Source organism: Candidatus Scalindua japonica, from assembly GCF_002443295.1.
Classification (GTDB): domain Bacteria; phylum Planctomycetota; class Brocadiia; order Brocadiales; family Scalinduaceae; genus Scalindua; species Scalindua japonica.
Genome location: NZ_BAOS01000034.1, coordinates 69,514 through 83,585, shown reverse-complemented (window position 1 = coordinate 83,585; position 14,072 = coordinate 69,514). Strand labels below are relative to the sequence as shown.

The window sequence follows — 14,072 nt, the reverse complement described above, 5'->3', positions numbered from 1 at the left end:
GATTATGTGTTGAGCCTTTTACTCTTCAACCTGAATACCTTGTTTTCTCAAATCTTCAAGAACCATCTCAAGCTGTTCATCTGTACAATTCTCAATCTGGTAAACATCTTCTACTCCATCCCTGAACAGTAAGAGAAGATGGCCATTGTCATCCTTATAGACTCTCCGGAGATACTCTCCCGATAGCCATGGAGAAATTATTACCCTAAAATCTGTTAAACTACAGGTCTTCATTTTAAGCAACTCCTTACTTTCGCTAATCTTATAAAAACGGGATAAGAATTTTTTTCATGCTTATAGTATTTTATACTTTATTAGCTTCCTATCAATAATTAAATTATGTAAAATAAAAATAGGTAAATTTTCCTAATTATTCCAAAATTAAAAATATTTATTAAAATCTAATGTTAAACGACAAGTTAATATTTTTAGCCGTAATTATTGTGCTAAGTATGGGTTGCCATTCAGTTGCAAATACGGTTACTGTAAAAACTGACAGGTTAAGGAATTTTCCTGCTGAAGTCAATGCTGGAGATATTGTCCATGTAGCAACAGGAGAGAAGGTAACTTTTTCACAACTTGCCGAATCTTTTGACGGCGCAAGAATAATCTATGTAGGTGAGGTTCACTCGAACAGGGAATCACATGAATTGGAACTTCAGGTACTGAAGGAATTTTATAAGAGAAACGGTGGCAATCTGGCTGTTGGAATGGAGATGTTTAAGAGGCCGCATCAGGAAATTCTTGATAAATGGACACATGGGAAAATCAGTGAGAAAGATCTATTATATTTAACAGACTGGGATTACGAGTGGGGATATGACTATAATCACTATAAAGAGATTATGAACTTTATTCGTAACAATAAGATCCCGGTTATCGCTCTGAATATTACAAAAGATTTAGGTAAAACAATAAGAAAAAAGGGAATTGAAGGTCTGAGTGAGGAAGAGAGAGAAAACCTGCCTGAAATAGATACTAGTGACTTCTATCACAGAAAATACCTTGAAAGGATTTTATCAAGCCATGGCCATGGTGACACCGACATGAGTGGCCTTTTCGAGAAATTTTATCAGGTTCAGTGTACCTGGGAGGATGTTATGGCAGACAGTATAACCAGGTACTTGTCTTCGCCAGAGGCAAAAGGGAAAAAGCTCCTGGTATTCGTAGGAGGAGGTCATATCATTTACCATTTTGGTATTCCAAAAAGGGTGTACCGAAACAACCACCTCCCTTACCTGACTATTACAACATACGAGAAGAGAACACTTGAACCGGATAGTGATCATCCATTGTTCGCAGGGGACATACCCCTTCAACCTGCAGATTATGTGAAGGTTGTTCAGTTACCTGAGCCGAAAGAAACAAAAGTGATGCTGGGGGTAATGATTCGAAATATGCCGGAAAACGAATCAGAGGGGAAAAAGAAAGAAGAGAATATAAAAGACCGGAAGTATCAGGTCGTTATGGATAGTGTTGGCGAGGATAGTCCTGCCGGAAAAGCTAATCTACAGGCAGGTGATATTATTCTTTCAATGGACGGTGAGGTGATCAACAGGGTATTTGATGTGATCTATCATGTCCGCCAGAAAAAGGCCGGAGACACCTGCAATATTGAAATATTACGTGGAGAAGAAAAAATTACAGTAGACGTAACCTTCTTTGAATCAAAGAAGAATGGATAACAATTTCTTAATGCCCATAAACAGGCACTGGTTTTAGAAGGTTATAATATGAGTCTTACCGACAAGACAAAAAAAATCATTAAAGCGACGGTACCGATAATTAAGAAGAATGAAGCAGAGTTGGCAAAGAGGATTTATCCGTTACTGTTTACTCGTAATCCTATGATAAAAATCTTTTTCAACCGCGAGCATCTCCGTAACGGTACACAACCGCGAGCATTTATTGCTTCAATTATAGAGTATGCAAATAACATCGATAATCTTGACGCAATTAAACCGCTTGTAAACGATATAGCGGAAAAACACGCTTCATTGAACATAAAGCCTGTACAGTACTCTGTTGTTAATACCTGTCTTGTGGAAGCATTTGGGTACGTACTTGGAACAAAAGGAACTTATGCGGTAAAGAGAGCCTGGGAAGAGGCCATTGAGTATTTTGCAAATATAATCATTGAAACTGAAACCAGAAAATATGAAGAGACATTGGCAAAAGAAGGTGGCTGGAAAGGTTTCAAGAAATTTACTCTTGCCAATAAAGAAAATGAAAGTAGTCTGATAACCTCATTTTATCTTGAACCAACAGATGGAAAAACTATTGTAATCGGAAAGGCTGGACAATATATCAATATGATGTTGGAAGTACCTGAAAGAGGAACTGTTTTTCGAAACTATTCCCTCTCAAACAGCCCGAATAGTAACTACTATCGAATTTCAGTCAAACGGGAAGACAACGGTCTCGTATCAAATTACCTTCATGATACGCTTTCTCCGGGAGATAAAATAAAATTAAGTCCGCCTTACGGCACTCTCTGTCTCAAGGAAACAGATAAGCCTGCAGCACTTATCAGTGGGGGTGTCGGGATAACACCGATGTTGAGTATCTTACAGGATGCGGTAAAACAACAGCTTACCAGGCAGATATCCTTTATTCATGGAACACGTAATAAAGATGCCCATGCGTTTAAGGATGATGTTGTAACATTAACAGCAGACCATGATAACATTAACCATCATTTCTTTTACTCCAGAAATTCGGTAAAGTCTGCGGATACACAACCGGGTAGAATAACGATGAACTCGGTAAAAGAGATTGTAAGTCACCAGACGGATGCTGAGTTTTATCTCTGTGGTCCTGCACAAATGATGAAAGATTTATACCGGGCATTAATACAATGGGGAGTCGACGCTGACAATATTGCCTACGAATATTTTGGCCCGAAAGGGGATATTACCGGGTGAAAAAATCAGATCACCATCGTAACAATATAAACACTTCGATTCCGCTCTGGATGACGTCACACAGAGCGTAGTCGAAGTGTAACCAGGATTAAATGCTAAAAATTGAATCAGGGATAATTTATGCATTAAAAAAAGTTTGAGATTATCAAAAATCAGAACAATTAAATGTAAAGATCAACTAATTTTTAAAGGGAGGTATCACTGTGAAAATTGCGGTAACCGGTTCTTCAGGACTTATAGGATCCAATCTTGTATCATTTTTATCAAAGAATGGTGTAACCGTCAGTAAGATTATTCGTGAAAATCCGAAAGATAATGACATTTCCTGGAAACCAGAAAATGGTGACTGGAACTCTACTTTTGCTGACGGAATTGTTCACCTGGCAGGAGAAAATATTGCTGCCGGAAAGTGGACCAAGGCTAAAAAAGAAAGAATCAGGAACAGTCGTATCAAAGGGACTAAGAAACTATGTGAACATATCCTTAAACTGGAATCTCCACCATCTGTCTTTGTCTGTGCATCAGCAATAGGCTACTATGGTGACAGAGGAATGGAGTTTTTAAATGAAGACAGCTCAAGAGGGAGCGGATTCCTTCCGGATGTTTGCCTCGGATGGGAAGAAGCTGCTGATACCGTTTCGAAAGCGGGTATCAGAGTAGTAAATGTAAGATTTGGAATCGTTCTCAGTAAAAATGGCGGGGCTCTGGCAAAGATGCTGACTCCTTTTAAGATGGGAATGGGAGGAAAGATTGGTAACGGTAATCAATATATGAGCTGGGTAGACATAGACGATGTAGCAGGTGCGATCCATCACGCATTAACTACAGATTCTCTGAAAGGCCCGGTGAATGTAACGGCTCCAAACCCGGTAACAAATAAAGAGTTCACGAAAACACTTGGAAAGGTCTTAAACAGACCCGCTGTAATGCCAATGCCTGCCTTTATTGCCAGGCTTGCATTTGGTGAGATGGCAAATGATCTTCTACTGGCAAGTACAAAGGTTGCTCCAAAGAGACTGTCAGATTCCGGATATAAATTTCTCTATCCGGAACTTGAAAGTGCTCTTAAACATGTTTTAAGTGTTGATTAGCTGGTAATAATAGAAAATTGGACAAAGGTGGTATTTTACAACATCTTTGGATTCTTTCCGGATACAACGCTAGTCGCATTTCAGGGAATGGTGGTTGTCAAAAAAGAAAATGTATTAATCACCGAAGAAAGCAGGAAATACAGGAGAACTGATACACATTCTAAACTAAATCCAGAACAAAGCTATTTTGGAGTAATCATTTCATAAAACGACCTGCGGGTTTTATTTAGATTCTTTTTAAACAGCTTCGATTTAATAAATAACTTCCAATCTTTCAAAGTAAATGCAGTCCATACTAAATGGCGCAGACTTACTGTTGAATAAAGATCATACATCCACTCCTTGCCAGAACAGTGATTGCTAAAACTATAAGGTTTTGTATGAGAAAAAGGACCTTCTCTTTTCAAAAAGAAATCAATTAGTACAGTTAAAGGACCACGAATCAAAAAATCAAAAACAGGATAAGCGGTAACAGGGAAAAAATAGCCTGTTGGCATTGCTATGTTGATGTATTTCCGCTCGTATGCGGTTTCAACCAAAGCATCTGTTAACCATCCGAAGGTCCGCTGTAACGTTGTATATACTTCGTCGTCCCTGTAATCAAGATTATTCCAATTACTTACAAGCAGATCACTCAAAGCTGGAAAAATGTGATGTCCAGGTACACAACCTATCAATCCGTTACTGACATTTATAGCATTATCTATCGAGGCAAAAAGTGGGGGAAATATCCCTGCATAAAAATCGTAGCAGTAATGTAGAATATCGTGCGGTTTTAAACATAAACAGTCACAATCAACATAAAGACCGCCATACGTAAACAAAATGTCATACTTTAAAATGTCAACCATTTCACCGATAGTCAATTTTTGTGAGAACAATGACTTTAATTTTTTGTCTGTAAAAGAGTGCTCCAGGACTTCTTTATTTCTCCATATTTTGAACTCCCAATCCGGGTGATATTTTCTCCAACTTTTCATATAATTTTTATATGTTTGAGGTAATGGCCTATCTCCTATCCAAATATGGTGTATTATTTTTGGAATTCTGGGTACATTTCCTGGTTGAACGTTTAATAAGTTATTTTGTTTATATAAATCCTTTAACACTTCGTAAATTTTTTTGTTTCTACCAACATATTTTTCTATCTGTTTAAAGTATTTGCTTCCCTTTCCGAGTGAAAGATCAAAATCTACATAAAGTTCATGAATTGATTTATTAAAATTACTAATATCTATCATACTATCTCTTCAAATTTATTATGAATATTGTTGACAAGGGTATGATAAACACTGCGCGCGAGTGATACAACTATTTTTTGACTTTTCGCAAGAGATCATCATGTTTCCAATACGATATATTCGCAAACTGCTGGGGACACCACATTTTTAAGTACAGTCCAAATTTAGGATTTTATGATCATAGCGGTGAAAAATCTAATTGTTCATGTAGTCCAGATGGTTGCTATAATGATAGTGTGACAATTAGTGGAGCAGAACCAAATGTTGTTATTCTTAGTGATTATGGCAGTTACGGTCAGGCTATTTTTACTTTCTACTTTGATGATACTCATACAAATACTGGATGGAAATGGGAATATAATGGGGATGTAAGTACTGGAGGCCCAAATGATTTAAACTTTGGTAACATGAATCCAATCATATGTGAATAATTGAGAAAAAGTATATCAGAATGGGAAAATTTAATTTGAAATATCCTAGAGATTGTGTTTTAGCAAACCAATAGATGATAAAAAATGAGGGAACTTCCCCCTGCGCTCCACGTTTATGACTTGTATCGTATTAATAGCTTTATGAGCCAAACGGATTTAGCTTCACTCAACGTTAGTGCTGAACAACTTTTAATCTTTAGTAATTAGCATTTAAAGTATTGAAATCTGATTGGAGATATCCCAGATCTTTTACGAAAGCTGGGATATATCTTTCTTGCCAGAGACGGTTAAGTAAGAAATATCTTCTAACGCATCACTAGTGTATTCCAATTCAACTTTTAACTCAGTTAATGCTTTATTGATCCCCCTCAGTTCACTTGTGTTTCTATCAATGGCTTCTTAAAGTAGGGCAATACCGTACCCTTGAACTTTCAGAGATTTCCCTGAATTGAGGGTATGTTCCCGGGTTTCCTGGTGCCCATTCACAAGGTGAAACACTTGAAAAGATCAACAAGAATCTTTACGAAGTAATTGAAATGATTCTTGAGGGTGGAGAACCAAATTTTGAAAGTAAATTTGTTGGAACACAAAACATTTCAGTGGCATAGCAATGGGTGGGGAAGGGTGAGAGACGATTTGCCGTGATGAATCAAAAGATGGACAGTGACTATTATTGATAAACTCAATTGAGAAAAACGCAAAATACAAGTTACAAAAATCAAATAATTTTCAAATTACAATAACAGAATGACCAAAAAATAAAAACATGAAACACGAAGAATATTAAAAATCGGCAGATTTCACAGATTGCAAATAGCAAGCACGCAAGTAGTAAATATAAACTATCTCATTAAAAAGTCAGTTTGTAGATAGGTTTTCTTTTCTAAAAAAAATATCATCAAATCTGAACTCACCAATACCAACTCCGGTCAATCGAAAGCGTATATATTTAATATTATCGGGTATAACAAACGTTTTATTTTTCTTAGTCCACATTTCTGTATTATCAATCTTTTCAGAAATATAGTTCCATTTAATGGGTTCATTCTGACCATCGAATGCAGCAATACCAATAAAAGCAGATACATTTTTCTCCCCCTGTATTCTTGCAAATCCGTCAAAACTGAATATATCGCCTTCATGGACCTCAACAGATTTATTGTGAGAGTATGCCCAGCTTTTTGTGCTGGTGCTTTTGATTAAAAGACAGCGGGAATTGTTTATTCCATGTAAATCATAGTCCACAGAGACCTTGCCTTTGTCTCTCATCCATAAATTTGACCAGTTTCCTATAATGGATTTTGTATCAAAGCAGTCGTATAATATTATTCCTGGTTTAGGTATAGATACAACATCATTCCTTTGGAGGTATTTGAATGGTGTAAGTTTGCTCAGACTGGTTGATTCAAAGAAGTTTGTACCAGTTTGACATTTGGCCCAGTATCCAAATAAAATGAATATTATTAGAGCAAAAAGTGAAATGAGATATTTTTGTTTCATATAAAGTGTGTTAACAGAATTACAAATAATAAATTTACCTACACACGACGGTTTAACATAAGACATCGTCGTAGCGGGCATTTATTTCAGGGGCGGTTCAAGATATGACACCATGTTTCTCCTATGATAATAAATAAAGAAACACGTGCAGGATTCTCAACACTTTCAAAAGCCTCAGGTATGAGCTGGATTATAGCATCCCCAAAAAGCGCACCAACAGCGAGGCTTACAAGTAAGAAAACACTTTTATTTAGGATCTTTTGATTAAGCGAAAGTGTGAACACACCTATAATGGATATTAAGCTCACTACGAATACACTTGTGAGAGCATACACATTTATTATATTCATGTATAAATGATAGCATAATTGCCTTTTTTAAGAGAGGGGTATATATTACCTTTATAGTTTCCGAAAGAGTCTGTTATTAATCTGTAGAAGTTTGAATTCTGGACTCAAATCTGAAAATCATAGAAAAGTGAGAGCTGAAATGACTCATAGAAATATTACTGGTGAGATGTAGTTTGGGCTGATAAGAAAACGCCTACACCCCTCAGTATTTGAAGAACATAGACGTCTGCATAAAGAAAAAATACTGGTAATCAATTAACTCGCTTTTACTTCAACAGTTTTCTTCTTCCGTTTTCTTCCTGCTACAAGTTCGACTAAGCCTCTTATTAACCCTGAAAGTATTGGAAATAGATTCTTGATAATACACCTCCGTCTAATTCTATAAATGCTATTACCGTTAATACTAACACATACAGCACCAAGATACTATCTAATAAATTCTTTTTAATATAAGCCATAAAAAGGGTTCTAAGGAATTTTGTCAACATCAAGGAGTGTTTCTGGTGTGTATATGACTGATTCACCACCCTATTACGCTTAATATGTGACAGTTCTATAGGTAATTGGAGTGAAGATGAAGTAGGTAAAAAGGGGTATGATAACTTGCTCACCATACCCCTAAAATTTTAGTAACAACTTTCAGGATTTTACCTGTCTCTCACAATAATTCATAAGTGCCTATTTCATTAACATTTCAATCGGAGCTTATTAAGTTGGTTCCGTTATGAAATATACATTAAATTGAGATAGAGCCATCCTTTTCTCGAAATAATTCTGCAAGGAATTGATTGACAATCAAAGAGTCAATGATGAAAAATCAACGAAAAATACTGTAACCACCCATTAGAAGGTTTTTAACAATAGCAAAGCACTCCCCACTCGCAAAATATTATTAAAATTAACATGCAATGAATATTTACGAGGAACAGCGGAATGCCGTCAGCAGCAACCGGTCGTTAGGCATTTCTTCCTACCCTGTTTTTACCGCCGCACTTCACCTTGTACAACGCCTTATCAGCCTGATAGTGCAATTCGGATGCCGTTGTAACATCCGGCTTACAGATGCATGATACACCAATACTCACCGTGATGCAGAGATCACGGTCCGCGAAGTATCGGTACACTTCCACACGTAACCTTTCAGCCATTACGGCGGCTGGAGCAATCGCCGTTTCCGAGAAAATAATTGCGCTTTCTTCACCCCCGTAGCGCACAGGGAAAACGGCATCACGATTGAATTGTTTCTTGAGACTTGCCCTGTGTGTCACGATTTATTCATCTGATCCTCTTGTATTGTGCCAAACATTTAAATATAAGGCGGCTGTATATTCCAATTATGATAGCAATTTTCTGTTCCAAAAACAATACAACATAAGTTTCCCTTACCAGAGGATGATAACTTTTTTTCAAGCTTACTATCGGCGAGATAACATAACCACACCTAATATTTCGAAAGAATTTTTATATGAATTCTAATGTTATTTAAGTTATTAATGCTGTTTCTATTCTTCTAAGATTATCTTCAGACAACTCTTTCTTACTTCCTTTGCTTTTTCTGAACTGTAATTTTGCTTCTTTGCAACAATAGCCATATTAGTAATATCAATGAGCTTCTTATGTTCCTCATCAATTATCGATATACCCACACTATATTTGTCACTCCATTGTATCGTTGTAAATCCTTAAGCATTTATAATTAATTGAAAAATTAAGTAGTTACTAACATACGTAACATCAACACCTGATTACTCAGGGTCTGCCTTTGTCATAAATATTTATTATGTAATAACGAAACGTTATTATGCACTAACAGCATTTAATGAAAGTTTTATTAGAAACCAAGAAATCAGAAGGATACTTACTTTTCCGTAAAACTATCTATATACTTATAGTAATCACTATCTGTGCTTAAATACAAACGGGTGTTATCGTCAACGGTTTTCTCATACGTTTCAAGAGTCTTTGTAAAAGAGTAAAAATCAGGATCTTTTCCGTAAGCATCTGCATATATTTTTACTGCTTCGGCATCTGCTTCACCTCTCGTCTCAGTTGCTATCTTGTAGCCTTCAGATTCTATCTTCTCCAGTTCCTTCTTCATATACCCCATTATTTCCGCCTCTTCTCTCCTGCCCTCAGACTCATATTTATTTGCAATCCTTATTCTTTCTGAACGCATCCTGTCAAATATCTTAGGTATGACCGCCTGTACATAATTAACATGCTTTATCCTTACATCAACCAGTTCCATACCGTATCTATCACGTAATCCTTCATTTGCCATTTTATTTATTTCTCCAACAAGGCTTGCCCTGCCATGAGAAACTTTTACCTTCTTGTCAATTTCCGCCTTTTCCAACTCTACTGTAGTATATTCAAGCTTCCGGTTAGTGTTCCTTAATACCTCATTTAAAGGATAGTCTTCAATATTTTTCAGGCTGACCTATTCCTCATCAAGAATCCCTGGCCTCTTCTTCCGTTCCTATTGATGTATAAAATTTTAAAGGGTCTACAATCTTCCAACGAGCCCAGGTATTAATGCCAATATTTTCTTTATCTCTTGTCAAGATATCACTCGGCTCACCATCCCATTCTATGATTCGTTTTTCAAAATATTTTGTTTTTTGTATAAAAGGTGTTTTTACCTTTAGCCCGGGTTCTGTTACAACTTTCTTTGGTTTACCAAATTCAGTAATCACACACTGTGATTTAATGTCGACTACGTAAAAAGAACTACTGGCTATGATAATTATTGCAACTACCGCGATTATGGCTACTGTTATATATACTTGCGCCTTTTGTTTCATTTCATTCATTTAATCACCTTACTTTCTCCCAGATTGAGTATCGGCAAAATCCCTTTCTGATCTTTGTCAATTATGTATATTTCTTCACATTTTGGTATCACCTTTTCCATTGTTTCCAGGTAAAGCCTCCTTCTGGTAACACCCTTTGCCTTCTCATACTCTTTCCATACGGCAAGAAACGCCTTTGTATCTCCAGTCGCCTCGTTGATTCTCTTTATCTTATACCCTTCCGCCTCTCTAATCGCCTGCTGCTGCTTACCCATTGCAGCCGGTATGACTTTGTTCTTCTTTCCTTCTGCTTCATTCGTAATCTGATCTCTCATCTGCACCGCCTTGTTAACAGAATCAAAGGCATCCTTAACTTCACCCGGAGGGTTAACACCCTTCAGGTTTACTACCTGTATATCAATCCCGCAGCCATAAGTATCCAGTACTGTTTCTATCTCCGTCTCCGCAATTTCCTCTATCTTCCTTCTGCCAATAGTCAGCACTTCATCAATAGACATGTCACCAACAATCCTTCTCATTACCGCTTCACTAACATCTCTGATGACACTCTTGACATCCCTTACACGAAAGAGGAACTCTTTCAGGTTCTTAATCTTGTATCTTACTACCCAATGTACCTCGGCACAATTCCTGTCTCCGGTCAGCATGAGAGAGACATCGCTTGCACCCCTGAAGTTGTAATCAATCATACTTTCTCTACCGGAACTAACGGTTCTATAGCCAAACTCTTCGTTATATATACGTTTCACCTCTCCAACATATACCTTGTCAATACCAAAAGGCAACTTAAAATGCAATCCCGGCCCGACAGTTTCCGTATACTTACCGAACCTTAACATTGCGGCTTCCTGATTGGCCTTTACCGTAAATACTGAAGAATACCCAAGTATGATAATACCTATAACGAACGCTATTGGTAACATATACTTCTTAAAAGGATCAAACTGTGTTTTATCAAACTTGAAATCCGGTTTATCACCGTAACCATTCATATTTTACCTCTCTTTCTTATTATCTAACTGAAATTACCCAGTTGGAGTTATGACTGGATTTACTTTTAATTGTATGGTTTATTGCGATTAAGGAAAAAGCAAAACAACCTATTTTACATAGCAAGATCCACAGCAGTTAAGAATTTTATTTTCTATATTTCCCCAAAGAACTTCTCCAGACTCTCCCTGCTGAACCATATCGTTAAGATGTTTTGTGAGGGCTGAACTCCTTTCATCGGTAAATGTTCCTTGGAATGGTATTCTATAAAGTTCTTTTTCATTAACATAAACTAAAAGTTTACCATTATCTATAAGGTTTCTATTACCAAGCCTGTCTTTTCCCAGGCAAAGATAAGCTAGAGTTACAATATTATTCTGCCTATCATTGTATTGTACAATGGTCAACCTTATGTCTTTATCATTTGTTATTATTCTTTTCATTATTGTGTTCTTCATCTTTTTTTAAGTTTTATAATTACTGTTTTGTTTATTTTTACTGCACTTCTCGATTTCACAGATTTGATTCTGGTAATAACAGCGTTATAACTGCTTCCATTAGTTTTTTTACATTTTTGTAGGTATTTCAATTATTTTAACCCATCAATAAATGGTTGATCACCAGGGTCATCAGGTGTAAATGAGTGAAGACTGTCATCTTTTCATTATGCTAGTATCTCACTGATTCTCTGTATCTGTTATCAGCCCACACACTAACCCATAATGCCTTCAGTTTTATAATCTTCCAGGTTGCAAGATGACGTCTTGTTAACCACAAATGAGTTGAATTTATCGGTGTATAGCTGAACTGTCCACACAAAAGAGGAATGGCTCCACGTAAGCGGTGAAACAGAGAGTGGAGCACCGTTTACCGGGTGCACCTGCTCTGCAAGCACACCGGAAGGAAGAGCGTTTTTTGTACACCATTCAAGGTAAGGAATGGCCTCTCGAAGTTCATGAAGGCTTTCGGCACGCGCTATATAATACTCTGCCAACCAGAGTGTTGAGATAAACCAGGGATTGCCGGGAATATCCTCCGGGCTGTCATTCGGCCGATGGTAAACATCATCCTGATATCTGGCACAACCTTCAACAGGAGTCTTCAGCCATAATTGCTGATGTATTGCCTCCATTGTTTGGATCATCCGAGAGTCTCTGGGAGGCAATACTCCCAGGAAAGCGAGTGCAGATAAACTGACATCAATTACTTCGTCGAGTTCGTAGCCTTTACCTTTTCGGTAACCTGAGCGGGCGTACCTCTTTAGACCCGTGTGGTAGAGGTGTTTAGTAAGGCCTCCTTTTATTTCTTCGGCTGTTTTGTCATATTTCTCTGCCAATGAGGTATCCAGAAAGAGTCTTGCAAAATTCGCCGCCGCCCTTAGACCGGCAATCACTGACGCTACGGTATAAGTGTGCACTCCAAAACGTTCTTCCCAGAGGTCATAGCAGGGGATGGGCAGTTTAGTATCAGGATCGCGGTGATTTACCATAAAGTCAGCAGACTTTTTAATAAGCGTATCATAGAACGGTCTGATGAATTCTATGTCCTTAGAACTCTCATAGTGTATCCAGAGTGCCCAGAGAATTAAAGCGGTAGAGTCTTCCTGTATCGGGAGGACTTCCTTCCCCTCCACCAACCAGGGATGCCAGTTGCTTGCCAGTGATCCATCAGGATTGTAATGCTGGTAAAGGTATCCTTCCTCTGATAGAACACGAGCACAAAAGTTAAAAAATTTCATACATACATGGGTGTAACCGGCCTTTGCCAATGCGGCGGCTACAAAAGCTCCATCACGTCCCCACATGTACGAATATGTGTCTCCTCCAAAATGGACTATATCTGAATCATTTGCCGCGATGATTGCTCCCCTGTTGTCTATCTGTGTTCTTATAATCAGGAGACTGCGATTGTATATGTTAATGACAGATCCTGGTAAGTCTCCAAAGGACCTGGATTCTTTCGTGACCCACGCTCTCCAGTAATCTGATGTGCGTTTCATCAACTCATCCGGAGTCTTCTCTAACACCTTTCGGTTAAGTTGAGACACCTCGCTGTAGTTCGTGCCTGCTGCAATCCAGTAATGAGCAGCAGCTTTCCCTTTTGGAGGCACATCCAGCCATATCCCAATAGCAGAGTCAGCAGCTCCCCATGAAATTTGATTCCCATTAAGTAGTCCGCGCTCAGCACTATGCCATATTCCTTCCCTTCCTGAAGATTCCTTGCGGCAACATGCATAGTGATTTACACCTTCTTCTTCAGAATTGCAACAATTAATGAGAAAGTAACGATTGGCCTTATAGTGGATTATGGAGTGGGTACGTGGATCAAAATAGGCTGTGTCTCCGATATCATAGCCACAAAGATAAAAATCCTGACAGAAAAACAGCCTTACCTGGCGTTCATTCCCTTGTAGATTTATCACCTCGATTTCTTTAATATATACATTCAACTCCATATCTACCACGTCATGGCAGCGCAGCTCCAGGCCCAGGGACTCGTTTCTCAGAAACACATCAGTAACAAGGGTGTTATTGTAATATTTTAGGCTTTTATCCCATTCCGGCCCTGTCCAGGAGCAACGTCCATCCACCCACACTCCGAACCGGAAAGGATCACCTTTTGAGTGATGCTCCTGTCCTATATAGGGGAAATACACGTCCCTGATCTGATAATCTGAGTCAAAATTAAGAAGAAGATTGCCGTTGCCTACCGGAATGTTTTTGGGCATAAGT

Annotated in this window: 15 protein-coding genes and 1 pseudogene; 5 read left to right on the top strand and 11 right to left on the bottom strand. The window is 37.9% G+C overall.

The window, feature by feature from the left end:
* Positions 1 to 18: 18 nt before the first annotated feature.
* Complete coding sequence (locus tag SCALIN_RS18375; protein ID WP_096895913.1) at positions 19 to 234, bottom strand: hypothetical protein; 216 nt, start codon at positions 232 to 234, stop codon at positions 19 to 21.
* 170 nt (positions 235 to 404) lie between these two features.
* Between SCALIN_RS18375 and SCALIN_RS18370 the strand changes: the two genes are divergently transcribed.
* The 3 genes from SCALIN_RS18370 to SCALIN_RS18360 all read left to right on the top strand — a co-directional run bounded on the left by SCALIN_RS18370 (position 405) and on the right by SCALIN_RS18360 (position 4,015).
* On the top strand, positions 405 to 1,685 hold the full coding sequence (locus SCALIN_RS18370) for a ChaN family lipoprotein (RefSeq protein WP_096895912.1): 1,281 nt from the start codon (positions 405 to 407) through the stop codon (positions 1,683 to 1,685).
* Between the two features lie 48 nt (positions 1,686 to 1,733).
* On the top strand, positions 1,734 to 2,924 hold the full coding sequence (hmpA, locus tag SCALIN_RS18365) for an NO-inducible flavohemoprotein (RefSeq protein WP_096895911.1): 1,191 nt from the start codon (positions 1,734 to 1,736) through the stop codon (positions 2,922 to 2,924).
* Between the two features lie 203 nt (positions 2,925 to 3,127).
* Positions 3,128 to 4,015: a TIGR01777 family oxidoreductase gene (locus tag SCALIN_RS18360; RefSeq protein ID WP_096895910.1), complete on the top strand. Its 888-nt coding sequence runs from the start codon at positions 3,128 to 3,130 to the stop codon at positions 4,013 to 4,015.
* Positions 4,016 to 4,197: 182 nt separating this feature from the next.
* On the opposite strand, the gene SCALIN_RS18350 is transcribed toward SCALIN_RS18360, so the two are convergent.
* Positions 4,198 to 5,256 (bottom strand): glycosyltransferase family 32 protein, encoded by a 1,059-nt coding sequence (locus SCALIN_RS18350; RefSeq protein ID WP_096895908.1) that lies wholly within the window; start codon positions 5,254 to 5,256, stop codon positions 4,198 to 4,200.
* Positions 5,257 to 5,492: 236 nt separating this feature from the next.
* On the opposite strand from SCALIN_RS18350, the gene SCALIN_RS18345 reads away from it, so the two are divergent.
* Together SCALIN_RS18345 and SCALIN_RS24160 are read left to right on the top strand one after the other, a co-directional pair.
* Positions 5,493 to 5,687 carry a hypothetical protein gene (locus tag SCALIN_RS18345; RefSeq protein WP_096895907.1) on the top strand — a complete coding sequence of 65 codons (195 nt, stop codon included), beginning with the start codon at positions 5,493 to 5,495 and terminating at the stop codon, positions 5,685 to 5,687.
* Positions 5,688 to 6,139: 452 nt separating this feature from the next.
* A pseudogene (locus SCALIN_RS24160) lies at positions 6,140 to 6,295 on the top strand (type II toxin-antitoxin system HicB family antitoxin); the annotation flags it as partial.
* A 250-nt stretch (positions 6,296 to 6,545) separates the two neighbouring features.
* Here the strand turns inward: SCALIN_RS24160 and SCALIN_RS18340 are convergent.
* From SCALIN_RS18340 to SCALIN_RS18305, 9 genes are all read right to left on the bottom strand, one after another.
* Entirely contained in the window at positions 6,546 to 7,187 is a 642-nt protein-coding gene (locus tag SCALIN_RS18340) for a hypothetical protein (RefSeq protein ID WP_133112035.1), read from the bottom strand.
* Between the two features lie 86 nt (positions 7,188 to 7,273).
* Entirely contained in the window at positions 7,274 to 7,537 is a 264-nt protein-coding gene (locus SCALIN_RS24155) for a ZIP family metal transporter (protein WP_096895905.1), read from the bottom strand.
* Between the two features lie 956 nt (positions 7,538 to 8,493).
* Entirely contained in the window at positions 8,494 to 8,805 is a 312-nt protein-coding gene (locus SCALIN_RS18330; RefSeq protein ID WP_162532402.1) for a diguanylate cyclase, read from the bottom strand.
* 234 nt (positions 8,806 to 9,039) lie between these two features.
* Positions 9,040 to 9,183, bottom strand: coding sequence for a hypothetical protein (locus SCALIN_RS22405; protein ID WP_162532401.1), 144 nt, complete (start codon positions 9,181 to 9,183; stop codon positions 9,040 to 9,042).
* Positions 9,184 to 9,395: 212 nt separating this feature from the next.
* Positions 9,396 to 9,962 (bottom strand): protease modulator HflC, encoded by a 567-nt coding sequence (gene hflC, locus SCALIN_RS18325; RefSeq protein WP_230406656.1) that lies wholly within the window; start codon positions 9,960 to 9,962, stop codon positions 9,396 to 9,398.
* Positions 9,963 to 9,987: 25 nt separating this feature from the next.
* Complete coding sequence (locus SCALIN_RS18320) at positions 9,988 to 10,350, bottom strand: SPFH domain-containing protein (RefSeq protein ID WP_096895902.1); 363 nt, start codon at positions 10,348 to 10,350, stop codon at positions 9,988 to 9,990.
* A complete protein-coding gene (gene hflK / locus SCALIN_RS18315) occupies positions 10,347 to 11,342 on the bottom strand; it encodes an FtsH protease activity modulator HflK (protein WP_096893338.1) in 996 nt (331 codons plus the stop codon). The genes SCALIN_RS18320 and hflK overlap by 4 nt, the downstream gene beginning before the upstream one ends.
* Before the next feature lie 108 nt (positions 11,343 to 11,450).
* Positions 11,451 to 11,783 (bottom strand): hypothetical protein, encoded by a 333-nt coding sequence (locus SCALIN_RS18310; RefSeq protein WP_096895901.1) that lies wholly within the window; start codon positions 11,781 to 11,783, stop codon positions 11,451 to 11,453.
* 269 nt (positions 11,784 to 12,052) lie between these two features.
* The gene (locus SCALIN_RS18305) at positions 12,053 to 14,068 is read right to left on the bottom strand and encodes a glycoside hydrolase family 15 protein (RefSeq protein ID WP_096895900.1); all 2,016 of its coding nucleotides are present in this window, start codon (positions 14,066 to 14,068) and stop codon (positions 12,053 to 12,055) included.
* Positions 14,069 to 14,072: the final 4 nt, after the last annotated feature.

What these genes read in the sequence shown, in the direction of transcription:
- SCALIN_RS18375 (WP_096895913.1), bottom strand. Translation starts at nt 234, where the DNA reads ATGAAGACCTGTAGTTTAACAGATTTTAGGGTAATAATTTCTCCATGG.
- SCALIN_RS18370 (WP_096895912.1), top strand. Translation starts at nt 405, where the DNA reads ATGTTAAACGACAAGTTAATATTTTTAGCCGTAATTATTGTGCTAAGT.
- hmpA (WP_096895911.1), top strand. Translation starts at nt 1,734, where the DNA reads ATGAGTCTTACCGACAAGACAAAAAAAATCATTAAAGCGACGGTACCG.
- SCALIN_RS18350 (WP_096895908.1), bottom strand. Translation starts at nt 5,256, where the DNA reads ATGATAGATATTAGTAATTTTAATAAATCAATTCATGAACTTTATGTA.
- SCALIN_RS18340 (WP_133112035.1), bottom strand. Translation starts at nt 7,187, where the DNA reads ATGAAACAAAAATATCTCATTTCACTTTTTGCTCTAATAATATTCATT.
- SCALIN_RS24155 (WP_096895905.1), bottom strand. Translation starts at nt 7,537, where the DNA reads ATGAATATAATAAATGTGTATGCTCTCACAAGTGTATTCGTAGTGAGC.
- SCALIN_RS18320 (WP_096895902.1), bottom strand. Translation starts at nt 10,350, where the DNA reads ATGAATGAAATGAAACAAAAGGCGCAAGTATATATAACAGTAGCCATA.
- hflK (WP_096893338.1), bottom strand. Translation starts at nt 11,342, where the DNA reads ATGAATGGTTACGGTGATAAACCGGATTTCAAGTTTGATAAAACACAG.
- SCALIN_RS18310 (WP_096895901.1), bottom strand. Translation starts at nt 11,783, where the DNA reads ATGAAAAGAATAATAACAAATGATAAAGACATAAGGTTGACCATTGTA.
- SCALIN_RS18305 (WP_096895900.1), bottom strand. Translation starts at nt 14,068, where the DNA reads ATGCCCAAAAACATTCCGGTAGGCAACGGCAATCTTCTTCTTAATTTT.